The organism is Bacillus sp. BPN334 (assembly GCF_008368885.1).
GTDB lineage: Bacteria > Bacillota > Bacilli > Bacillales > Bacillaceae_G > Bacillus_A > Bacillus_A wiedmannii.
Genome location: NZ_QOZW01000019.1, coordinates 94,072 through 116,835 on the forward strand (window position 1 = coordinate 94,072; position 22,764 = coordinate 116,835).

Genomic DNA, 22,764 nt, shown 5'->3' on the forward strand with positions numbered 1-22,764 from the left:
GTTCCTCTCTCCTTTACACAATCATTCGAACGGCTACAACACCTGTAATTTTGCTTATATTTTCCACTATATTCTCTTTTATTATATCATCAATTCCGTTATCAATATCAATCATTGTGTACGCCCAAGAATGTTTACTACGATTAATCATATCGGCAATATTAATATGATGTTCTGCTAAACATCCTGTAATTTGTCCTACCATGTTCGGAACGTTTTGATGCATAATCGTAATTCGTTTTTTTCCGATATACGGCAGTTCGACGTTTGGATAGTTTACTGAATTACGAATATTTCCTGTCTCTAAATATTCACGTAATTGGCGCGCTGCCATGATCGCACAATTTTCTTCCGATTCAGACGTAGATGCACCAAGATGAGGCGTCGCTGTTACATTTTTCATCTTTATCACATTTTCATTCGGGAAGTCTGTTACGTAATGCGTAATAACATCTTCTTCTAACGCTTTTTGAAGAACATTTTCATCTACAAGTTCTCCTCTAGAGAAATTGAATAAACGCATACCTTTTTTCATCTTCTCTACAGCGTGTTCACCAATAATTCCCTTCGTTTGATTCGTAAGAGGAATATGAAGTGTAATATAATCACATGTTGCAAAAATTCCATCTAAACTAAATGCTCTTTGCACATGTGTTGAAAGGCGCCATGCAGTTTCAACTGAAATGTAAGGATCATATCCGACAACGTCCATTCCTAAAGCTAACGCATCATTCGCAACTAAAGCACCGATTGCACCAAGGCCGATTACACCTAGACGTTTCCCTGCAATTTCTGATCCAACGAATTGTTTTTTCCCTGATTCAACAAGCTGCGGTACTTCTTCACCCTCTAAATTTTTCGTCCAGCTTACACCGTTAATAATGTTACGTGAAGACATAATAAGACTAGCGATAATAAGCTCCTTTACTGCATTGGCATTCGCTCCTGGTGTATTAAATACTACAATCCCTTTTTCTGTACATCTCTCGACAGGAATATTATTTACACCAGCACCAGCTCTTGCAATCGCCTTTAATTCTTTTGAAAATTCTTCTTGGTGTAAAGAATAGCTGCGAAGTAAAATACCGTCTGGGTGGTCCATTCTATCCCCTACTTCATAACGCTCTCCGTCAAGAACTTGCAAACCCTTTTCCGCAATTTGATTTAACGTTTGAACACGAAACATATCCCCATCTCCCTATCTATTTTCAAACTCAAATTCCTTCATATAATTTACTAATTGCTGTACACCGTGTACTGGCATCGCATTGTAAATACTTGCACGCATACCACCGACTGAGCGATGTCCTTTTAACGTAACAAGGCCGTGTTCTTTCGCTTTTTGTAAAAACTCATTGTTCAGCTCTTCTGACTGTGTTGTAAACGGAATATTCATAAGTGATCGATACGTAGGATCAACTGGTGAAGTAAACAATTTTGATTCATCTAAGAAATTGTAAAGAAGTGAAGATTTCATTCTATTCTGTTCTTCAATCGCAGATACCCCGCCTTGCTCTTTCAACCACTCTAGTACAAGTTTCGTTACGTAAATACTAAAGGACGGCGGTGTATTATATAAGGAGTTATTTTTGCTGTAAGTTTCATAGTTTAACATTGTAGGACAAGAGCGTTCTGCTCCCCCAATTAAATCTCTTTTTATAATAGCAATCGTTAAGCCCGCTGGCCCTAAATTCTTTTGCGCTCCCGCATATATAAGCCCAAACTTCGTAACATCATATTGTTCTGATAAAATATTTGAGGACATATCCGCAACGAGCGGTACTGTATCTAAACGTGGAATGTCCACATATTTCGTACCCTCAATTGTATTGTTTGTTGTAATATGTACATAATCTAGTTTTTCATCGCCTAGTAAACCATCCAGTTTAGGAATTGTAGTAAACTTCTCTTTTTCAGAAGAAGCAAGCACTTGTACTTCTCCTACTTTTTCAGCTTCTTGCAGTGCCTTTTTAGACCATGAACCAGTCAATACGTACCCTGCTTTTTTGTACGTATTCATTACATTTAACGGTATCATAGAGAATTGTAATGACGCACCGCCTTGTAAAAACAGTACTTCATACTCATCAGGAATGTTCATTAATTCACGAAGTAGTTTACTCGCTTCATCTATAATACTTTGAAAATAAGAAGATCGATGACTCATTTCCATAATAGACATGCCTGTCCCGTTATAATTTACAAGCTCCTTTTGCACTTTCTCTAAAACTGGCAAAGGGAGTATTGATGGTCCAGCTGAAAAATTATATACTCTCTCCATCACCTTAATAACCTCCCTATTTCTCATTTTTATTAATTTTTAAACTTTCTGAATTATAACCCGAAATATAATACGTGGTCAATTTGTTTTCCACTATTACGGCGCAAGACGCAATGGAATCGCTTGCAATTGCAAACTATTTTTTATAAACATACAAAAAAGTGTTAAGTACATAATCGTACTTAACACTCTAGTAATAAAGTATAATTGCTAATTGTCCGTGAAGAACCTATCAAAAATTTGATAAATAGCAGAAAGACCAAAGAGCCAATAAATAGTGTCCACAAGCGCCGGCATAGAACCAAACCATTTCTCAACTACATTGTAATCTAACGCTACAAATAACCAATTCAAACCGCCAAGAATCACCAAAATTACTGTAAGGTAAGACAAAAATTTCATTATGATTGCCCCCTAGGTGATAAGATGGTGAAAGGCCTTTCTCTAGAAATATATGTGGTAAAATTCAAAACTTACCTATTTAATAAAAATTATTTTTGATACCAGCCATTAATAACCGTTTCGGCTTCTTTACTATGTATTTGATACGCATGTGTACTATCATTAGAGCCAATAAACCAAATAGAAAAACCTTTAAAATACGGTTTCGTTTCTAATACTTCTCGGTAAGCGCGCCATCCGTTTAATTGTACGTCCTTTGAAAACATATTAGAAACATCTGGATTCCACGGATTTTGTAATCCAAGCTCACGCGCCGGAACGTTAAATCCACCAAAATAAACGGGCTTTCCTGTTGCTTTATGTAATTGTTCCAATTGCTGCACAACATTTTGCCCACGATTATACACTGTCGTCGCAAATAAACTTTGCTTTACTTCTTCGTATGTTGGATTTCTTTTTCCCGAAACTTCAAACCAACTATCGATACTTACAATATCAACCTTTTTTAAATACGGACGATTGATTTTCTCCTTAAACTTTGCTTCATACGAAAGATCAAAGCTTGCTGTTAACCACCAATTCATTTGATACAAAACATTTCCTTTATACTGCTTACGAACAAAATCAATCGTATCGTTCCAGTATCCTTCTGCATATTCCATGTTCACGAAATTAGAGGCAATCTTAAGTCCGTACACATTGTATTTACTCGTAATCGAATGAAAGATGTCTTGCAGAATAACCGTTTTCCAATTCCAGAAGAAATCATTAATATTACTCGGATTCCATTCCGTTTCCCCAACATTTCCTTGCTGAATATATGAGAACGGTTCCACAATAACTTGAATATTACGCTTTGATAATTCTTGAATTAAAATAATAGCCTGTTGCTTTTGCGCTTGATTAATTACCATGTTCGTAGAAGTCACGTTCGGAATATCTACCTGAATCGGTACATTTACTGTATTTAAATTTAAGCGCTCTACATCCGCTAACACTTTCGATACATTTCCAACTTCCCACACCGTTACGTTTCCTGACTTTATCTTTCCTGATTGAACAGTATTCACATCTGCCTGTACATTTCCTTGGAAACAAAAAGAAAACAACATCATACACACTCCTAAAAAACTTACTAAACTCTTATTTTTCTTCACAACTTTCCTCCTATAATTTTTGGAATTCTTGCTTATTCTATACAACGTTTCACATATATTCCATTAAAAAAAGAGTGGAATTTTCATCCATAAAAATGCTATTCATCCTTTATTCATATCTTATTCATACTAACCTCCTAAAAATAGTAAGGTAAATAAAAAGGAGCTTATTTCCGCTCCTTTTTTGTCCTTATACAATTGAAATTGTCGCCTTCCTTCTAACGGCCTAATTAAATTATATTTTTCGTATAAATAAATTTTTATAATCATAAATGTATCAAAAAAATTTTATCTATATTCGCTTTTTATTTGTATTACTTTTATATTTACTTCATTATTTACTTTTGCAGTTAAGAATTCCTTTGTTCTTCTTTCAAAAATCACACCATCATACAAATAAATGCTTAACTGTGTACAAAGTAATAATTACTTCTTTAAGAAGTACCCATTTTCTTGTCTCAATATATGGACAAGAAAATGGGTACCAAATGAAAGGTGTCTATAGTTAATTCAGCATTCTACACTGTATAATTAGTTCCTACTTTCATGTCTTTCTACATCACAGTTATTGACTTTCTTGAATCCATATTGTTTCCGTATCTCCAGTAATCTTGTTTATAGCTCGTTCAGCTACAATAACTGTTGATGCTGTAATATAAAGGTAATCCAAAAAAGTAATCGTAATTAAACTTGAGAAAGCGGATGATGGTTAGAAAATTAGTAAATCATAAAAAAACGTCCTAGAATTCTAGGACGTTTTTTTAGTTCCCTCAATCTTCTTCTTCGAAATCACGTAGACTAGCAAGTAATTCTGTAAATGTTGAGCAAACAGGATATATTGCTTCCTCTATGTCTTCTTCCTCATGATCCCAGAATACGATTATTGGTGAATCAGTGTTGTTTCGATAATCAAAGCATAGAAGATTGCCGAATGGATCTCTAGCAAAAGGATATATTTTGTCAGGTAATCTATCTTTCGTACTATTATATGTTTCTAGAATTGAATATTTTCTATCAGAATCTAAGGTTAAAAGATTATTAAGTGAATTTTCATCTTGATTTGGAATATTAAATGTATCTGGCGTTGGATATCCACCATCATATTTTTGTACACAATCAATAAAATCATTAGGAAATTTAATATTTAAGTATTGTTCTAATTGTTTAATTTGGTCATCTGTTACTCTTTTTTCATTTACATTAATCCATGTAATGTGACTCATGGCTAAATACCTCCCTATTTATCGCTATCTTTTCCCCAAATTTTATATCCACCTGTATGACCAGTATCATGATGAGTCTGATAATCTACAAGTTGCATCCTTCCAGTGTCTTGATGATGATGCCATGTATAATGCTCTGGAGTTTTTCCCATTTTAAATAATTGAATTTCTTCATCCGTAAATTTTAAAGCTAATTCAGGACTTTCCATTATTTGTTCATATAATGCCTTACTACACTTTCTAGACTTTTTGAAATCTGCCTCTTTTAACATTACCTCGCCTTTTGATTCAAAAATAGGAAATCCTTCAGCATCATATGGAATACCTGTAACAGGGTGCTTATCTCCTGCTAAGTCTCCTTTACGCAAACGAATCGTTTTTGGTCCATTTGCACCTTCATAAGTATACGTAGGTGCTTTCTGTAAATATGGTTGTGTACTACCGACACCTGCATATGAAAGATGATTACCAGCTTTAAATTCATAGTTATTTAATATGTGTAATGCATTTCTGTATGCCGGAGAATTAGTCACAAGTGATTTTCCCTTTAGTAAACCCTGTAATAGCAGCCACCTTACCTGCTTGTCCTACTTTATCTAGCCTTTGCTACCAACAAAGCCTGTGAGTAGCGTAGTGACTGCGTAAGCTGCATAATGTTCTCTGCTTTCCAGATCTCCATTCCAAAAATTATTCATAAATGTATCTGATACAGTGTTCCATACAGCAGGAATAGTCTCTCTATAGTTTACAATCGCATCTCGCATATTTAACTAAGTTTCTTTATCTCCTAAAGCTACGAATCCTTTCCATGCATCTACAACACCATCTACAAAACCGGTAGAAATACCAGTCCACGCAGCATTTAAATCCTTTTTATTGAAAAATGACTCTTCTGATTTTGGAGGGAGTTTTCCACACATGGCTCCTTCTTGAATATCAGAGTCAACTAAATTTCCGTCATACGATTCATCCGCTTCTCGGAATTTAACAGCTGCACGTTCTAATTCTACTGCGATTTTATCTAATTCTTGCAAAATGTTAAACATCATTGGTTTTGCTTCATTAAACATCTGATAGAAACGATCACTGCTTGCTCCGCTCCACTGAGAAGCTATATATTCAATTTGAGAGTATAAATCTTTATGTATATATTCTAATGATGATCTCGTATTGCTTACGGTTTTAGCAGCTTGTTCTAATTGTTCCGGTGTTACCTTTATTTGTGTGCTCATTCCATCCTTTCTTTGCATATATATTATGAAAATTATAACATATCATTATTTCATTAAGGGTTAGCATTTGAAAATATCCGTTCCTAAAAGTGAAAGTATATTCCATCATAAAAACAGCTCCAATTCCTCATTAGAAAAATGAACTGCCCCCTTAAATAACCCTCGTTGTTATAAAAGACATCACGTTTTTATACTGATAGTATTATAAAATAAGCGGTTTATTAATTTTGCAATGAAATTCATTTTATAGACCCCTCTCTTTGTCAATAATTTATCTATTCAATGAAATTATATATTCAGATATATAATTAATAAAAAAACAAATTTCCGAAAAATATATTTCGGTCATTACATAATTTTTGATATTCGATTGATAGTCATAAGAAAAACATAATAGGGTAACGCCACATGCTCATCAAGCGAAGTTAAAATTATATCCTCAAAATAAAAAAAACGCTATACTTATTGTAAAAACTTTCAACTGGAGTACTGATGAAATCAAAAGAATTGAATCAATGCTTTCAGTATCCGTTGTATTTCTTCCAGAAGTCCTTACTCCTCTTTTTACACAAAAACAGACTGTGGAGAAGATTTTCTCCACAGTCTGAAAAGAATCCATATATGTTTTTTTATTTATCACCTTAACTTACTGTAACCTATATTGTCCTGTTAATTGTTCTTCTGTCATTCGAACTAAGCGTTTTGTAATTTCTCCACCGACAGAACCATTTGCACGTGCTGATGTATCCGGTCCTAATGTGACTCCTAATTCACGAGCAATCACGTACTTCATCTGCTCAATAGCTCTCAGCAGAAATAAGAATCTCATTTGTATTACTTTCATGTCTTTGAACATCCATAATTGCGCCTCGTCATATTTCACTAATTGAATTTAAAACACATCCGTATGCTATTTAGTAAGATTTACTATTCGAGACGTAATTATTGCAGTAATTAAGATAATACTAGCGGTTATCAAGCCAGATTCTCCAATCCAAATCTCAGTTTGATATCCTGTACTTGCACGTGCGAAAGGTCCTTGTATAATGGCATTCCAAGTGGTATGGATGATAACCGAAGGCCAAACGCTACCTGTGATAAGTCGTAAATAAGCTGTAATATAACTGAAGGGCACAATACAAAAATAGATGCCAAGTACTGAAAGTAGGATAGATGATCCCTCTACATATAGACCAGCAATAACAATTGGAACATGCCACGTTGCCCAAATCAATCCACTAATAAGGATAGGCCGTGAAAACTCTGCATCGACTAGCCTTGTGAGCATATAACCTCGCCAACCCATTTCTTCTCCTAAAACTGGGATTAAGTTAAGCAAACTTCCTAAAATGCCGCTCAATATTACTAGATAAATGAAACTGAATGGTTCCGGTAGATACTGAAGTCCAAGTATATTGTAGATCGGTTCTAACATACCACCTTCGGGATGCTGAAACTCCGCAATTCCGCTCAACCAGGCGATAGAATAAGTAATTCCACAAATAATCATAGGTATTAGCAGAGCAAACCCAATCCCCTTCCATATCTTTAAGTTACCGAGACTAAAAGATACATCTTTAAACCCTTCTTTCAGTATTATGCGAGTCAAAATAGAAGAAAATGCTGGGGTAAACATATATACCACAATAAGCGGCATACTTTTAGTAATTATTACTACTACATTTAAGATAATAGAAGTAATGATTAAGATACTCAGAAAGAGTTGAAGTCCTATTTTAGCACGTTGGATTTTATCTTTATTGTGAAACGATTTTGCGTGTAATATCATTGTAATCCGCCCTTCCCCTTTAATTCACTTGTTTATCGAATTTACTTCTTCTCATTTCCACAGACACAACTTAGCGTAAAAATATTTTGGCATACAGATTCATTCATCTTTAAAATCCCTCCCAAATTTATAATCTAGTCTTACTTGCGACTCATCAATGTAATTATTATTTATAAGTTGTCATAGCCGATAGTACAAAAGTGTAATGATTAGTCTATGACCTGTGTCAATTAACCTTATGACAATATGTAACTAGAAAATATGATATGGGATAGATAACAATTGAATGAAGGCAATTGTTACGTGCAAGTACATGAATCAATCTTGCTTTTAAAAATAATTCAATTGGGGTGGAAAAAAATGAATAAGAAAAGAATAATTGCAATGGTTAGTACAGCTTTATTAGTCACAGGATGTGGGGAAGTAGGAAACGCTCAAACGGTAGCAGTCGAAAATTCAGGTCAATCAATCCAAAAAAATATAGTTAAATCAATACAATCACAGGCTTATCCATTAAAAACGATAGAGCCGTCAAAATCATTTGAGGATTTAAAACCACTTAAGAAAATGATTGGGAGTGCACAATATGTAGGATTAGGAGAGAATACTCATGGAAGCTCTGAAATTTTCACTATGAAGTTTCGACTTGTGAAATATTTGGTTACTGAGATGGGTTTTACAAATTTCACAATGGAAGAAGATTGGGGAAACGGCTTAAAGCTAAATGAATATATCCAAACAGGAAAAGGAAACCCTAGGGAATTTTTAAAATTGTTATATCCTACTGATGAAATTATAGCCATGATTGAGTGGATGAAAGATTATAATGCTGATTCATCCAATAAAAAAAAGATCCAATTTATTGGGCTCGACTTAAAAACGTTGGACCAAGGTAGCTTTAATAAAGTAATTGATTATGTAAGGGTGCATCGACCAGATTTGCTGGCAGAAGTAGAAGAAAATTATAAAGAATTATCGTCTTTTACTGGAAGTGTACAGGAATATATGAAACTTACTCCTGAATTGAAAGAGCAGTTCAAAGCAAACGCTGAGAGAGTAGCCCGATTACTAAAAGATGAGAATGTGCAAGCCAACACAGAAATAGTTTCACCTGAGTACATCTGGGTGAAAGCAACGGCAAGTGCAATAGAGAAATTTACCACAATGCTACTGCCTAACGACTATCCAAGTATGATAAAGCTACATGAGCAATACTTGGCCGATCATGCAATGTGGGCACAAGAGACATTTGGTGGTAAAACGATGGTTTGGGCACACAATATTCATATTGCTAAAGGCATTATCGATGAGGAATTATACCCTGATGTTGCGGGGCAGTTTTTAAAGGAACGTTTAGACAATAATTACGTCACAATTGGTAGTACAACTACGGAGGGGAATTTCACCTTATACAGCGAATATAATCCTTCCACCGGGGGTAAGATTACAACGGATACGATTCCACAAAATGTAAATAGTTTTAACTATACCCTCGGAAAAGTACCATATAACATGTTTTTATTGGATAACCGTCACCTTAAAGGACAAGCAGAGAAATGGGTTAAAGCAAAAAGACCATTACTAAGTTTAGGGGGACAAATCCTCCCGAACAGTTCGTTATACTTTGATACTTCATTGCTTGAGCAATTTGATATTATTTTTCACATTCGAAAAACAAGTCCATCTCATATTAAATAAAAGTACAAAACAATCCCTTCTTGCATCTGCCAGAAGGGATTGTTTTATGGAGATTAATATAAGCATCTTTTTTAACCAGAAGTAGGTTACTCTCCCCTTTTTAGCATCATTTAGAACTGTCATATGACACTTTTACACTAGTGAGAATGACAAAAAAAGCAGTACAATTCGGTTATTACATAGATAGGAGCGATGAACTTTATGAAATCAAGATTCATCCAGAACGGTTATTTTTTATTGCTAACTTTCGTTACAGGCTTGTTTTATTTTTGTTTTTATCTAATAGCTCTGCTATTCAGCTTCACCCTTTCATTCACGGTAATTGGGATTCCACTAGTTATACGCGTACTACAGACTACTACACCTTTTATCCAATTCGAGCGCATACAGACGAAAATTTATACAGACATTTCAACAGACTCTTACGATAGAAGGATAACAATGGATACATCGAACTGGGCTCAGATGAAATTAGTGCTTACAGATCGTCGCACTTGGTCTGCTGTCTATTGGTTAATGCAGAAATTTGCGATTGGCATTATTAGTCTCATTAGTGCAACCATTTTTTATGTAATGCCACTTATGTTGCTGTTGGCACCACTACTGTATCGATACATCGAAATGAACATTATATTCATACAGATAGATACTTTTACCAAGTCACTCTTTGTAATGTTTATGGGTATAGTATGTATCGCCATAAGTATTAGAATAGTAGATGGTTTGACAAAGAAAATTGGAGGCTATACACGTAGTATGATTCGGCAACTAAATCAATAGAAATTTGCAGTCTGTGAGTAGTATCGCCGTTTTAAAATAAAAAGTATAATAAGGCAGGAAGGATTAAATTATAATATAGGAAGTAAAAAGGTAGGCTATTTAGGGGGTAAATGACTTGTTTGATATGGTTAAATATTGGTTTTGGTATGATTGGATTATGTTAGGAATCCGTCTACTTGCTAGTGTGTCTATCATTCTAGCTACATTAAATTTTCAGGATGGTTTAACATTACCACTTTGGATTATTATTCTTTGGGAAATTATTGCCTTCTCTGTTCCATGGGTAGCCTTACTATTCAATTATAAATATTATTTATTCACAGAAATATTGCTTTATGGTGGACTATGTATATATTTAACCTCTTTATTTCCAGAGGCTTACAATATTTTTCTTATATCAGTGTTTCTTATCGCAGCAAATAGTAAGCATTTGTCCTATTATTGGACAGCTCCAACAACAGTTTTTATAACAACTGGAATTTTCTATGCGGTTGCGCCAAGTAATAGCTATTGGGTTATGGTCATCTATTATGGATTCGCTTATGTAATGGGATTCGCCTTTCATTTATTAATTGTCAATCATAAGCAAAATGAAGCAATTCGTAAACAAAACGCGGTACTTGAGCAGTATATGTCTCAGATTGAACGCATTACACTGGCAGAGGAACGAAACAGACTGTCGAATGAGCTTCATGATACAGTTGGTCACGCTTATACTTCTATTATTATGGGAATGGAAACGTTGCGTACCGAAATTTCTACTGAAATGGGTATACAGAGGCTAGACTCTCTGCTTGAAATGGGACGGAAAAGCATCGAGGACGTGAGAGGTTACCTACATCAAATGGATTCTCCGTGTCAATCGCCTTCCTTGATTCAATCTCTACAAAATCTTGGAGCCGAATTTCAGGAGCACGCCCAGGTAAATGTAAGTTTTCGGACATTCGGAGAGGAATATCAATTGTCTCGGCAAGCGAAGATCGCATTCATTCGTTGCTTACAAGAGTCTCTTACGAATGCAGTACGTCATGGTCAGGGAACTGAAATTATAGTTTCATTGCAGTTTGAACAACAATATACGAGGTTAGAAGTTCAAGATAATGGAAAAGGAAATGTAGAATGGCAGGAAGGCTTCGGTATGAATGCGATGAAAGAGCGGGCAATGAACTTGCAAGGTCAATTGTCTGTATATACAAAGCCAGAGGAAGGAATGCTTGTTACATGTACCATACCACGACAAACTGAAATAAAAGATGGACTTATTCGTTTGTTAATTGTAGACGATCAGCCATTTGTTCGAGAAAGTTTGAGGACATTACTCGATAGATATGAAGATTTAAATGTAGTCGGTTTGGCTGAGGATGGCAATCAAGCCATCGATTTGTGTGGGCGCCTTCAACCCCATGTTATACTTATGGATTTAGATATGCAGCACATGGATGGAATCAAAGCAACCAAAAAGATTAAGCAACAATGGCCACATATCCGCGTATTGATTTTTACAACGTTTCAAGATACCGAACAGGCGTTGGAATCGCTTCGCAACGGTGCGGATGGTTTTTTACTCAAATCTATTGAAACGTTGGAGCTAGCTAATACGATCCGACTTATTCACAAAGGTGGGACACTAATTGATCAGGAAATGTCTCACAAAATATTTGAGAAGTTTGATGAGCAAAAAGAGACACCACAATCAAAAGCAACCGCTTATGAGCTAACAGCTAGGGAGATAGAAATATTGCAGCTAGTAGCAAAAGGACTTCGTTACACTACCATAGCATCAAGGTTATATTTATCGAATGGTACGGTCAGAAATTATGCTTCCACAGCTTATACAAAGCTAGGAGTTCGTAACAAAGAAGAAGCTGTTCAAAAGGCTCTAGAAATTGGAATTATTGAATAACAAAATGTTTTGCGGTGTATAAAAATGAGTAACAAAAAAAGAACACTTTCTGTGGTTTCTTTTGTAACAGAGTAAATAAGGCCCGTTATCGTATAAGTAAATGTTAAAACACTTACTGTTTTGTCATAATAAAATCATTGAATCTTATCCTCTAAAATACAATAGCCTACTATCAATTTATCTGATAGTAGGCTTTTAAAATTATTTAAGAACTTGGTTATGTTCTAATTTAACAGTTTTCATCAGTGGAAATATTATCACTTCGGCTCTAAAGTTAACACCTTCCCCTCTATCCCCTCCGTATTCAATGAAGTCGTATGATACGTTCCGTTTACCCAATCATCTATTTGATCATGGTACCAATCGCTTCTAAAATGTCCCGATTGTCCTGGTCCTACGATATGATAACCGTTTGACATATCTTTCGTATCAATCACGAATCGCCAAGAAGCTCCGTGATTGACAATACCGTTTTCTCCGTAACTCGCTGCTTGAACGGTAACTTGGCTGCCGCCGATTGGAATTGGTTTTTCACGATTAAATGCAAGTAGTGCTAGCATACTAGATGATTTTGAAATTGGATGTGTGAACGCCAGTTGATGGTAATCGCCCCACTTCCACTCCGCAACATCAGGGCCATATTCCTTCTGTAATTTCTTCATTACATTTTCGTACGATGTATGCACAACTTTCGTGAAACCTCCGTACTTCGTAAACCAAGCGCTATTTTCTCCTGCCACTTCTTTTCGAATCAATTCATCAACTACTTGTGACTTCCCTTCAAATAACTCCATCACATCTTTCGGTATTTCTTTTGAAAATAACGTATTCGAAATCTCTTTCATTAATAAATGGAATAGTAATGGTGCTGCTTCATCTTTACTATCGTTAAAATTCCACTTTGTTAATTGTTTTACGCCTTCTTTCTCTACTTCATTTAAAGATGCTTTATTTAACTCTTTTAACAATATAGGAGCAAATTCTTTCCCGTATAAATTTTTTTGATCCATCTGTAGCTCTTCTAAATCTTTCACCGTATACTTTTCTTTCTCTTGTAAAAATTCTTGAATACGCATTTGTCTATATGGCTGCGCCCACGTATTACTAATATGGTACGGATAATTATCATCCACAATTTTATTATTTGCAGTTGAAATAAACCCTTGTTTTGGATTTATTACTTTTGGAAGTTGATCATATGGGATATACCCTTCCCATTCATATTCATCTGTCCACCCTGGCACTGGCAAACTCCCGTCACCTTTTTTACGCACTGGTATATTTCCATTCGCTTTATAAGCAATTGTGCCGTCATTTGATGCAAATACAAAGTTTTGAGTTGGTGTATGAAAGTCTTGAAGTGCCGTTTCAAACTCATTCCAATCTTTCGCTTTGTTCATATTTAATACGGCCTTTAATTCAGCAGAAGGCTCCAAAGCAGTCCATTTCAAAGCGAATACCGTTTTCGTTTTCTCTTTTCCTTTATCCGCAAACTCTGAAATAACTGGTCCATGCCTCGTAACCGTCACATTATACGGAACTGTTTTCCCGCCTTTTACTTTAATAGATTCATCAACAACAGTAGCTTTTTCCCACTTATCGTTATACAAAAATTCATTTTCATTATTAGGATTTCGCTTCTCAATATATAAATCTTGCACATCAGGACCAGTATTCGTAACACCCCATGCTATTTTGTCATTGTGACCTAAAATAACACCTGGTACTCCTGCGAAAATAACGCCACTCACATTCAAACCTTTCATTTCAAGTTTCGATTGATACCAAATAGAAGGCGTCGCAAGAGATAAATGAGGATCATCCGCTAAAATTGGCTTACCAGACGCACTCTTCTCACCGCTTATGACCCAATTATTACTACCATTAAACTCTGGCGGAATGACCGCTTTTGCAAAACTTTGTGCTACGTCCACATTTGTATTTTTCAGTTCAGCTAACAATCTAGGTGCATCTTTCGGATATGTAGGAAATAGCTCATTTGCTTGCTCTTTCGGTAAATTTTTTAGCGCCCAATATCGAAACGCCTGTCCGTGCCAATGTCCACCTAAGTCAAATGCCATATACTTTCCAATCGTTAACGTATCAACAATGGACCATTCAGCAGGCTCATATCCTAATATAGTAAACTCAACTGGCAATTTCTTTTCCTCTTTTGCCTCGCGTATAAAAGCGTTCACCCCATCAGCAAATGACTGCAGGGCATATTTCGCTTCCCCGTCATATTGACTAACAGACGCTTCGGCTGCTCGTCGTAAACCGAGTGTTCGAAACAACTTATCTCGATCGACAGCTGCTTCCCCTACAACTTCACTTAACATCCCAGAAGCTTGCCTTCTACTTAAATCCATTTGAAACAAACGATCTTGTGCTTGTACATACCCTTGCGAAAAATATAAATCGTGTGCATTTTCCGCTTTAATATGCGGTACCCCTTTACTATCCCGCTTTACCTGAACAGCATGTTGTAAATCCTCTAGCTTTATCGTCCCATCTATCTTTGGCACAGAACTAAGCGTATATATGTTCAAAAAAATCACTGTACAAATAACTAACAAAAGAACGATACTACTAGACCAAATAAAAATTCTCTTACCTCTAGTTCGTTTCTTCTTTATGACGACTTCCATATAACCCCTCCTTTCTCAAACTATTCGCTTCTATTTAATGAAGAACCTTTTAGAAAAGTTGAAAAACCCATACTTTCTCATACTATGGATCATACAAACTACATACCTCTCTCTTATGTACACCTTCCTTTCTTTCAATGAAATCTACTCGCCCTTTCTTACACCAATTCCTCAAAATCCCCTTCACATAAGCAAGCGCTCGCTTATTATGTTCAAACGCAATTTTAAGTGCCTTTCGTACTGTCTCTCCTGAAACCTTTTGTATCCACTCTTTCAATTCTTTCACGATATATGGAGATAGATTACTTATATGTCGTTCGTAAAACTTATAAACTTCACTATGCAACGTATCCTCTTCTATCTCTTCTTCCTTCTCCTCAACAACTTCTTGTAAACTACTATTATCCTCTTCTTTTGGCATACCAAAATGCTGCAATAACAATGGAATCTTCCATTCTTCTTCAAGACATTTACATAAAAACATATGTATGAACTCTTTATTTTTTACAGTCTTTAACTCACGTAACACACACTTCTCTACATTTGTATTTAAAATAGGGTTATAGTGTAGCCAATTTAGTATGTATAACTCTTTCGTTTCCGCATCGTATAAAATCTTTCCGTATTCAACAAATCTATTTAACAGCTTCTCAACAGTTTCCATACTGTAGCCTGTTTCCAGTTCTGCCACACGCTTCGGTAATACGTAAATTCCACATTGCTTCGTTTTCGTACCAGTTAACAAATATATGTAAAAATAACGCTCCTCTGGCGTTAAATCTAATATGAATTCATCTTGCCAAAAGCTCACCTGCACATTACGGTACACCGCCATATATTTACCTCCTCCTTTTATTCATAAAAAGGCAGAATTCAATCTTTCAATATACATATAGGAATAAGGGCTTTGTTTTTGCATTTGAATTCCAAACTTTTTTAACTACTACAACGCCGGTTTTATTTTTTCGCGCTTTGTTGTTCTTGTAGTTGTTTTTGTTTTTGTTTTTGTTTTTGTTTTGTTTTTTTAGTGATTTATTACTTGGTAGGTGCTTATGAGGGGCTTGGAAGGGGCTTCATAGGGGCTAAAATAAAAAGGAGCTGTTCCAAATTTTCATTTTGGATAGCTCCTTTACCATTCTTTCTATTTTTGACTTGCATCTAACATCTTCACTAAAAAGGCAGCTGCCTCACCACGAGTTGTTGTACCTTTAGGATTAAACTCATTATTTCCAACGCCAGTAACTACCTGCAAGCTGTATAATCGTTGAACAGGCTGTTTGTATGTGATCAAATGTGTATCCCTAAATGGTAATGCGACTAATTCACCTGTAACACCTTTATACTGTAATGCGTTATCAATCATAATCGATGCTTCTTCACGAGTGATTGGTGCATTCGGGTCAAAAACCCCTCCGCCACGACCGCTAATAATCCCTGCACTTGCACTACGTTTAATACCGCTATGAAGTGATGAATGCGCTTTGTTAATATCTATAAATGACTTATTTCCTTCTGGTAGTTTAAGAGCATTTGCGATTAATGTCGCAAACTCAGCTCTCGTTACATTACGGTAAGGCGCAAATACACCATTTCCTTCCCCATGCATAATACCTAGACTGTGAAGTTTACGAATATGTCCCTCAAACCATCCACCTGTAATATCATCTTTTGGCTTTTGTACTTCTTCTTTTGGTACATTGTAGTTAATTTTAATCCAATTTGGATTATAAAAAATCCATTCTCCATTTCCTACTTTGTACCAACCGTCTTTAACTGCTAACACTTTGTAACGGTCTCCGTTTGAAGCTTTACGAACAGTTTGATGTTCAATTCCTGCACCGCTACGTACATTTATACCGTCACCATTAACGACTAGCTCCATGCTAGGTTCCGCTGGATTAAATTCATTTGAATCAAATAACTCGTTTCTTTCTTGTAAAGGCGAGTCAATTTGCGCATTAACATTTGCATACCATTGAATACCTTGTACGAAGCCAGTCCAATTCCCACGAGAAATTAAAATATCAGGACATTTTTTTCCGCTCCATTGTTGATGCCTGTAAATGTGATCCGCGCTAATTCCTTCTTTATTCATTAAGTAACCTGCAAGTCGCTTCGCATTCTCTAACGCTTTATTGTAATCTCCGTCTTGGTTAACTGAAATTTCAATACCGATAGATTCTCTGTTTCCTGAGCCATCACCATCTCCTGCATGCCAACCATTTTCATTTGTTGGTAGGTGCTGATAGATTTGTTTATCGTCTACTGTAAAATGCCATGAAGCTGTTCGGAACGTACCTTCCGTTGCTTGTTTATACAAATATTTCGCATGATTTTCAGCATTCGCACCGCGAGCTGTGTTTGCAGTCTCATGAATTGTAATGTAACGTGCTTTCATCGGATTGGCCGGGCGAATATCAGGATTTCCTGCTGGAACAATCCACTCTACAAACGGGGCACCTGCAAGTGTTCCATATTTCTTTGTAGTCATCGATGCACTATACTGAATAGCTCTTGGCTTTTCAACCGGCTTCATTTCGCGAGGAGAACCATCATTTCGACCATCTACATGTTCAAATGCCTTTTCAATGTTTGAAATAGCTTCATCTTCTGCTACTTGACCTGTTTTAGCTTCTTTCATTTTATTTAGTTCTTCTGTTTCAGAATGTTTATGCTTATATTCTTCTAGAAGTATTTTCTCGTTTTCTGATACTTCTGCTTCGTTAATTTGCATGTGATCTGGAGTTTCTAGATTGAAATTAGAATAACTTAATCCGCTCGTGCCACTCTCCCCTTGCGCGATAAGAAGTTGATCAGTTTGAAGATTTTTACTCTCTTCTGCTGATATCACTAAAGGTGCGCTCCCTAACATTACTAAACTTGTTGATAGTGCAATTACTCTTTTTTTTATAATTGTATTCATTGCTATATGTAATATTTACACAGCTCGTGTAAATATCTTAACCTCCCTTTATCTTCTCATTAGTGAAAGACTATGAATCTACTATGTACTTCTAATATAACTTTTTCATCACTTATGTATGTATAAAAATATGTTTATTATATCCTTTTATAAATACTTTCTATCCTCAGCAGGCAAATCATAGTTTCTAAGTCAAATTTCTATAAAACCCCTTAACGAACATTATTTTACAACTAATTATAAGTACCGTCAAAAACACTCACAAAAGGGATAATTAATAAAGTAAACTTACATTTTTTCATTTTAACTTTTATTACAAATTCCCTTTAACGTTTTCGACAATCTCATTTATCGTATTTCGATCAAACTTATCACTAATTTCATATGGATCACGATCTCCTACTAGTTGTACGCCTACGATATCGTTGCGGTCCTTACCAAATTGCACTTCAATAATAGCTCCCCGCTCTACTTGTTTCCAAATGTAACTTGCTTCATCTTTATTATCTAAAATAATACAGTCCTCGATATTTTCATCAATCCCTATTAACTTGTTATCATCTATAAACCCAACCTCGTATTGTTGACGCTCTTTCGCTTTGCCACTTACTAATATACCTTTGCTACCATATGAATAATCCATATAGTCCTTTTTCTCAGATTGTACCACTTTCGGCTCTTTTGCTTTAGTTTTTTCATCGTTCTCACAACCCATAATGAAACTGATTGGCATCACCGTAGTTAGTACCACTCTAGTAAATTTCTTTATCATTTAGAATCGACCTCACATATTTAATATAAAACCCCATTTATTACCTTATTAAAGGATAACATGATACTACAGCAAACGCGTCAAAGAGAAAGCATTATTTACATCCCCTCACTATGCGGAGAGCCATACATCCATATTGTTTCTCCCCCCTTTTATCTTCATGTTGTATCTTCACAACAATAAACAACTAACTAAATTATCGATAAATTACACAAAGTGGACATCCTACTCACATAAGACTTAAAATTGAGATGTATGGAAGACATGATAAAAAATATAGGCTAGTTGTTCGCAGTTAAAATGGTCTTTATATTAAGGAAGGAAGTGCACAGCAATGGATTTTAATACAGTTATGCAAGAGCTTGAGGCCCTTGGTAAAGAAAGAACAAAAAAAATATACATATCTAACGGCGCACACGAGCCAGTTTTCGGCGTAGCCATAGGTGCTATGAAACCAATCGCTAAAAAAATAAAATTAAATCAAGAATTAGCTGAAGAACTTTATGCCACAGGCAACTACGATGCTATGTACTTTGCAGGCATTATTGCCGATCCAAAAGCTATGAGTGAATCGGATTTTAATCGGTGGATGGATGGGGCGTATTTTTATATGCTATCTGATTATGTTGTAGCAGTAACTTTATCAGAGTCAAATATGACACAAGACGTTGCTGATACATGGATTGCAAGTGGAGACGAGCTACGAATGTCTGCAGGCTGGAGTTGCTACTGCTGGCTTTTAGGCAATCGTAAAGACAATGAATTTTCCGAAAGCAAAATTTCCAATATGCTTGAAATGGTGAACAATACGATTCATGATTCGCCAGAACGAACAAAATCCGCTATGAATACTTTTCTAAACACAGTAGCGATTTCATATGTGCCACTACACGAAAAGGCAGTCGAAATCGCAAAAGAAGTTGGTATAGTCGAAGTAAAACGTGAAAATAAAAAGAGCAGTTTGCTAAATGCTACAGAAAGTATTCAGAAAGAACTTGATAGAGGAAGACTTGGTTTCAAACGTAAGTATGTTAGATGTTAAATGATCAAAAAGGTGTCAATCTAAGCAAGATTGACACCTTTTTGATGAGAAAAACGAATGAACTTCCCCTGGAAATTATTCATCCCCTCTTGTACACCTTATGCGTTAAACATTTCTTCATTCAATTTATAAACCCTATCTCTTTTCTCATCACTTTTGACAAAAATAAGCTTTCCTTCTTTAACAAAACCTTCTAATAGTAAGCATACTTCTCCATATGCTTTAGGCTTATTCGTTGTGAATCTTTCATCTGATATTTTTCCAGCTCGTATTAATTGTTCACATAGCTCAAGTGCACTTATTTCTTCAGAATCCATTAATTCCAATATATCTTTTTGCAGTGGTGATAAAGGTACTGGTATTTCAGTCACCTCCACCTTTCCTTTCTCGTTTTCTTCTTCAAATAAATCTTCAAATGAAATTTGATTCATTACTTCTTTTCCTTTCTAACGATCGATTTGTATAACATGAACTGAATCCTATAGCGTAGTTATTGTTATGTATTCCTTACCTTATTACATAAATATCAAACTCATGTACATCGTTTCATATAGTATGTTTTGATTATACCAAATATATGTTCTATCTTCTATCGTAGATTGAAAAAAGGAACGTTTTACTGTTCACAAATAGCGAAAAGGGATTTAAATAATTTCGTTGAATGGATTTATAGAAATAACTTCAAAATCAACTTTTATTGTATATTTTTGAGTTACTTTACATTTCACTCTATATACCATTTTTAAATAGAGATGAATATTTATAGATACTATGATTAAGTTTCATGCAGATTAGCAAAATAGATATTTATTCCATAGAAATTTATGGTAAACATTTATCATTTATATGTTATAATCTCGATGTAAACATTTAAGTATATTAAATGTTTACTAAGGTTATTCAATATGTTTACTTTAACAAGGGGGCACACAAATGAGCAGAAAAACAAGTAAAGTTAAAAAGTTTTTTGGATTCGTACTAACCGCAGCACTAGCAACTACAACGATGGTAGGCACAGTAAATGCAGAAACAACTACGAAAACAAATGGTAATGCAAATAGCTATAAGGTAGTTAGCAATAATGACACTGTATTTACAGATGTACCAAAGGACCACTGGTCAAAAATTGCTATCGATTACTTAGCATCAGCAGGGATTTATAAGGGATACGGAAATGGGAAATTTGGTTTTGGGGACAATGTTACTAGAGGACAGGTAGCTTCTTTAGTCAATCGACATTTAGGTTTAATAGCAGACGATAAACAGGCGAATATGTTTAGTGACATTACAAATCATATGTTTGAAAAGGATATTAAAGCCATTGCGCAAGCTGGAATTATGACAGGTGATGGATCAGGTACATTTCGTCCAGATGATGTTTTAACTCGGTATGAGATGGCAGTAGTGTTACAAAAAGCATTTCATCTAGAATCAAAAGGACAAGGGAGCTTTAAAGATGTACCAAAAGGTCATTGGGCCTATGAATCTGTAAATGCAGTGCGTAGTAACCGTATAGCACAAGGTGACGAATCAGGTAATTTTAATGGCAACATGATTGTGAAGCGTGAGCAATACGCACAATTTTTCTATAATGCAATAGCCAAGAACAGATCTTATAATTTCAACATCAACTCAAAAGAAGAACTGAAACAAATGTTAACAACAGCTTTACAGAATGGGACGTTTGGTCCATTTAAATTAGATGCACTAGGTAAAGATATATCTGAGGTAAAAAAAGAATTTGGAGCGCCTGATGTTTGGAAGCAAGCACCATGTACAGAATGTGATGCCCCTAATACAGCGGTATACGGAGATTATAATATTGATATGTACCCTTCAGACGCTAGATATATATGGGTGAAAATGGATATCTCTATCAACGAATTAAAAGAGTGGTTTGGTGAACCAGATGGAATCGGTGAGGATATGACTAGTGAAGGCTTTATATATAATCGAGGAAGCTATTCTCTTTATTTCAGCTTCTCTGATGGTTATATTCAACGCGCTGAAATATCTAAAGCTGAAGATCGTTATTAAGTTACAAACAATATAAATATATAAAGTATAAAAAGATCCTTCAAGAACACGCTTTTTCTTGAGGGATCTTTTTGTATTCCTATCTATTTTACATAGTACAAATCTATAAAGCTCCCACTGATTAAACTTTATTTTTCTTGATGCTCAGCATCCCATTCACTTAAATACGTTGCATATTCTAATTCATCTGGATCATCATATAACATGGAAATAAACTCTAATTTATTTCCATCACAATCTAGAAAATATACGCTTGCAGCTGGCATCCATCTTTGGACAATCGGTTCTCGATTTCCTTTTCCCTGACTCCCTACTACCTTTATTCCACGTTTCTCTAACCATAATTTTGAAGCATTTAAAAACTCTAAATCTACACGAAAGGCGAAGTGTTTCGTCTCAAACTCTTCATTCGTATGCATTTCCCATAACCCGAGCATTTGCTCTTTATTTTCTCCTATCCAAAAGAACGCAACTCGTCTTTTCAATAGTTTTTTTGCTACCGTTAAGCCTAACTTATTTTGATAGAAATCTATCGCCTTTTCTAAATTCCTTACATGTAAATGAGTTTCATATATGCTTTGTATCATTATATATTTCCCCCTCCCCTACATTCTGATTTTTAAAAATATGTTTTGTTTTTATCATACAAATTAATATATTTTTAAGCATCCTACTTTTGTATAATTGTTCTTTCCTACAAAGGTATAGGTATCCAGCTTTCACTAATATCCCAACGCTGGAATTCAATACAATGAAACTAGTAAGGTTTTATTCACACACACTAATCATGCTTTTATGGATAATTGGCTCTCACCTACTTTCCTCTCATTAGAAGCTTTGCTGCCCACAAATAGCAGGATAAAAATTCTATTTACAT

Annotated in this window: 17 protein-coding genes and 2 pseudogenes; 5 read left to right on the top strand and 14 right to left on the bottom strand. The window is 35.3% G+C overall.

Annotated elements, in window-relative coordinates; genetic code table 11:
- Positions 1-13: 13 nt before the first annotated feature.
- The 8 genes and pseudogenes from DN393_RS26125 to DN393_RS26160 form a co-directional block, all read right to left on the bottom strand.
- Positions 14-1,186, bottom strand: a complete 1,173-nt coding sequence (locus tag DN393_RS26125; protein ID WP_088047163.1) for a 3-phosphoglycerate dehydrogenase family protein — start codon at positions 1,184-1,186, stop codon at positions 14-16.
- Between the two features lie 12 nt (positions 1,187-1,198).
- Positions 1,199-2,281 (bottom strand): 3-phosphoserine/phosphohydroxythreonine transaminase, encoded by a 1,083-nt coding sequence (gene serC / locus DN393_RS26130; RefSeq protein WP_088047181.1) that lies wholly within the window; start codon positions 2,279-2,281, stop codon positions 1,199-1,201.
- Positions 2,282-2,491: 210 nt separating this feature from the next.
- On the bottom strand, positions 2,492-2,683 hold the full coding sequence (locus tag DN393_RS26135) for a DUF378 domain-containing protein (protein WP_000670800.1): 192 nt from the start codon (positions 2,681-2,683) through the stop codon (positions 2,492-2,494).
- Between the two features lie 89 nt (positions 2,684-2,772).
- Positions 2,773-3,840: a glycoside hydrolase family 113 gene (locus DN393_RS26140; RefSeq protein ID WP_142289339.1), complete on the bottom strand. Its 1,068-nt coding sequence runs from the start codon at positions 3,838-3,840 to the stop codon at positions 2,773-2,775.
- A gap of 770 nt (positions 3,841-4,610) precedes the next feature.
- The gene (locus tag DN393_RS26145) at positions 4,611-5,063 is read right to left on the bottom strand and encodes an SMI1/KNR4 family protein (protein WP_000018399.1); all 453 of its coding nucleotides are present in this window, start codon (positions 5,061-5,063) and stop codon (positions 4,611-4,613) included.
- 14 nt (positions 5,064-5,077) lie between these two features.
- A pseudogene (locus DN393_RS26150) lies at positions 5,078-6,295 on the bottom strand (WXG100 family type VII secretion target).
- Positions 6,296-6,941: 646 nt separating this feature from the next.
- A pseudogene (locus DN393_RS26155) lies at positions 6,942-7,155 on the bottom strand (small, acid-soluble spore protein, alpha/beta type).
- Between the two features lie 50 nt (positions 7,156-7,205).
- On the bottom strand, positions 7,206-8,084 hold the full coding sequence (locus DN393_RS26160; protein ID WP_088047162.1) for a CPBP family intramembrane glutamic endopeptidase: 879 nt from the start codon (positions 8,082-8,084) through the stop codon (positions 7,206-7,208).
- A gap of 360 nt (positions 8,085-8,444) precedes the next feature.
- Between DN393_RS26160 and DN393_RS26165 the strand changes: the two genes are divergently transcribed.
- The 3 genes from DN393_RS26165 (at position 8,445) to DN393_RS26175 (ending at position 12,465) form a co-directional block, all read left to right on the top strand.
- The gene (locus DN393_RS26165) at positions 8,445-9,782 is read left to right on the top strand and encodes an erythromycin esterase family protein (protein ID WP_088047161.1); all 1,338 of its coding nucleotides are present in this window, start codon (positions 8,445-8,447) and stop codon (positions 9,780-9,782) included.
- A 201-nt stretch (positions 9,783-9,983) separates the two neighbouring features.
- Positions 9,984-10,562, top strand: coding sequence for a sensor domain-containing protein (locus DN393_RS26170; protein ID WP_088047160.1), 579 nt, complete (start codon positions 9,984-9,986; stop codon positions 10,560-10,562).
- Positions 10,563-10,677: 115 nt separating this feature from the next.
- Positions 10,678-12,465: a helix-turn-helix transcriptional regulator gene (locus tag DN393_RS26175; RefSeq protein ID WP_064475823.1), complete on the top strand. Its 1,788-nt coding sequence runs from the start codon at positions 10,678-10,680 to the stop codon at positions 12,463-12,465.
- Between the two features lie 257 nt (positions 12,466-12,722).
- Here DN393_RS26175 and DN393_RS26180 read toward each other — a convergent pair whose 3' ends face one another.
- The 4 genes from DN393_RS26180 to DN393_RS26200 form a co-directional block, all read right to left on the bottom strand.
- Complete coding sequence (locus DN393_RS26180) at positions 12,723-15,113, bottom strand: penicillin acylase family protein (RefSeq protein ID WP_149174090.1); 2,391 nt, start codon at positions 15,111-15,113, stop codon at positions 12,723-12,725.
- Between the two features lie 82 nt (positions 15,114-15,195).
- Positions 15,196-15,948, bottom strand: coding sequence for a DnaD domain-containing protein (locus tag DN393_RS26185; protein ID WP_098111613.1), 753 nt, complete (start codon positions 15,946-15,948; stop codon positions 15,196-15,198).
- A 306-nt stretch (positions 15,949-16,254) separates the two neighbouring features.
- On the bottom strand, positions 16,255-18,036 hold the full coding sequence (locus DN393_RS26195; RefSeq protein ID WP_064475826.1) for an S-layer homology domain-containing protein: 1,782 nt from the start codon (positions 18,034-18,036) through the stop codon (positions 16,255-16,257).
- A gap of 313 nt (positions 18,037-18,349) precedes the next feature.
- Positions 18,350-18,808: a hypothetical protein gene (locus DN393_RS26200; protein WP_064475827.1), complete on the bottom strand. Its 459-nt coding sequence runs from the start codon at positions 18,806-18,808 to the stop codon at positions 18,350-18,352.
- Positions 18,809-19,142: 334 nt separating this feature from the next.
- Here DN393_RS26200 and DN393_RS26205 point away from each other — a divergent pair, with 334 nt between their 5' ends.
- Positions 19,143-19,850 (top strand): DNA alkylation repair protein, encoded by a 708-nt coding sequence (locus tag DN393_RS26205; protein ID WP_149174091.1) that lies wholly within the window; start codon positions 19,143-19,145, stop codon positions 19,848-19,850.
- A 98-nt stretch (positions 19,851-19,948) separates the two neighbouring features.
- Here DN393_RS26205 and DN393_RS26210 read toward each other — a convergent pair whose 3' ends face one another.
- The gene (locus DN393_RS26210; protein ID WP_064475829.1) at positions 19,949-20,281 is read right to left on the bottom strand and encodes a DUF3895 domain-containing protein; all 333 of its coding nucleotides are present in this window, start codon (positions 20,279-20,281) and stop codon (positions 19,949-19,951) included.
- A 502-nt stretch (positions 20,282-20,783) separates the two neighbouring features.
- Between DN393_RS26210 and DN393_RS26215 the strand changes: the two genes are divergently transcribed.
- A complete protein-coding gene (locus DN393_RS26215; RefSeq protein WP_064475830.1) occupies positions 20,784-21,887 on the top strand; it encodes an S-layer homology domain-containing protein in 1,104 nt (367 codons plus the stop codon).
- 128 nt (positions 21,888-22,015) lie between these two features.
- On the opposite strand, the gene DN393_RS26220 is transcribed toward DN393_RS26215, so the two are convergent.
- A complete protein-coding gene (locus tag DN393_RS26220; protein ID WP_064475831.1) occupies positions 22,016-22,474 on the bottom strand; it encodes a VOC family protein in 459 nt (152 codons plus the stop codon).
- Positions 22,475-22,764 lie beyond the last annotated feature (290 nt).

Excerpts from the sequence above, each read along its gene's own strand:
- DN393_RS26170 (WP_088047160.1), top strand. The coding sequence starts at position 9,984 with ATGAAATCAAGATTCATCCAGAACGGTTATTTTTTATTGCTAACTTTC.
- DN393_RS26165 (WP_088047161.1), top strand. The coding sequence starts at position 8,445 with ATGAATAAGAAAAGAATAATTGCAATGGTTAGTACAGCTTTATTAGTC.
- DN393_RS26145 (WP_000018399.1), bottom strand. The coding sequence starts at position 5,063 with ATGAGTCACATTACATGGATTAATGTAAATGAAAAAAGAGTAACAGAT.
- DN393_RS26215 (WP_064475830.1), top strand. The coding sequence starts at position 20,784 with ATGAGCAGAAAAACAAGTAAAGTTAAAAAGTTTTTTGGATTCGTACTA.
- DN393_RS26205 (WP_149174091.1), top strand. The coding sequence starts at position 19,143 with ATGGATTTTAATACAGTTATGCAAGAGCTTGAGGCCCTTGGTAAAGAA.
- DN393_RS26195 (WP_064475826.1), bottom strand. The coding sequence starts at position 18,036 with ATGAATACAATTATAAAAAAAAGAGTAATTGCACTATCAACAAGTTTA.
- DN393_RS26135 (WP_000670800.1), bottom strand. The coding sequence starts at position 2,683 with ATGAAATTTTTGTCTTACCTTACAGTAATTTTGGTGATTCTTGGCGGT.
- DN393_RS26160 (WP_088047162.1), bottom strand. The coding sequence starts at position 8,084 with ATGATATTACACGCAAAATCGTTTCACAATAAAGATAAAATCCAACGT.
- serC (WP_088047181.1), bottom strand. The coding sequence starts at position 2,281 with ATGGAGAGAGTATATAATTTTTCAGCTGGACCATCAATACTCCCTTTG.
- DN393_RS26210 (WP_064475829.1), bottom strand. The coding sequence starts at position 20,281 with ATGAATCAAATTTCATTTGAAGATTTATTTGAAGAAGAAAACGAGAAA.
- DN393_RS26185 (WP_098111613.1), bottom strand. The coding sequence starts at position 15,948 with ATGGCGGTGTACCGTAATGTGCAGGTGAGCTTTTGGCAAGATGAATTC.
- DN393_RS26200 (WP_064475827.1), bottom strand. The coding sequence starts at position 18,808 with ATGATAAAGAAATTTACTAGAGTGGTACTAACTACGGTGATGCCAATC.
- DN393_RS26180 (WP_149174090.1), bottom strand. The coding sequence starts at position 15,113 with ATGGAAGTCGTCATAAAGAAGAAACGAACTAGAGGTAAGAGAATTTTT.
- DN393_RS26220 (WP_064475831.1), bottom strand. The coding sequence starts at position 22,474 with ATGATACAAAGCATATATGAAACTCATTTACATGTAAGGAATTTAGAA.
- DN393_RS26125 (WP_088047163.1), bottom strand. The coding sequence starts at position 1,186 with ATGTTTCGTGTTCAAACGTTAAATCAAATTGCGGAAAAGGGTTTGCAA.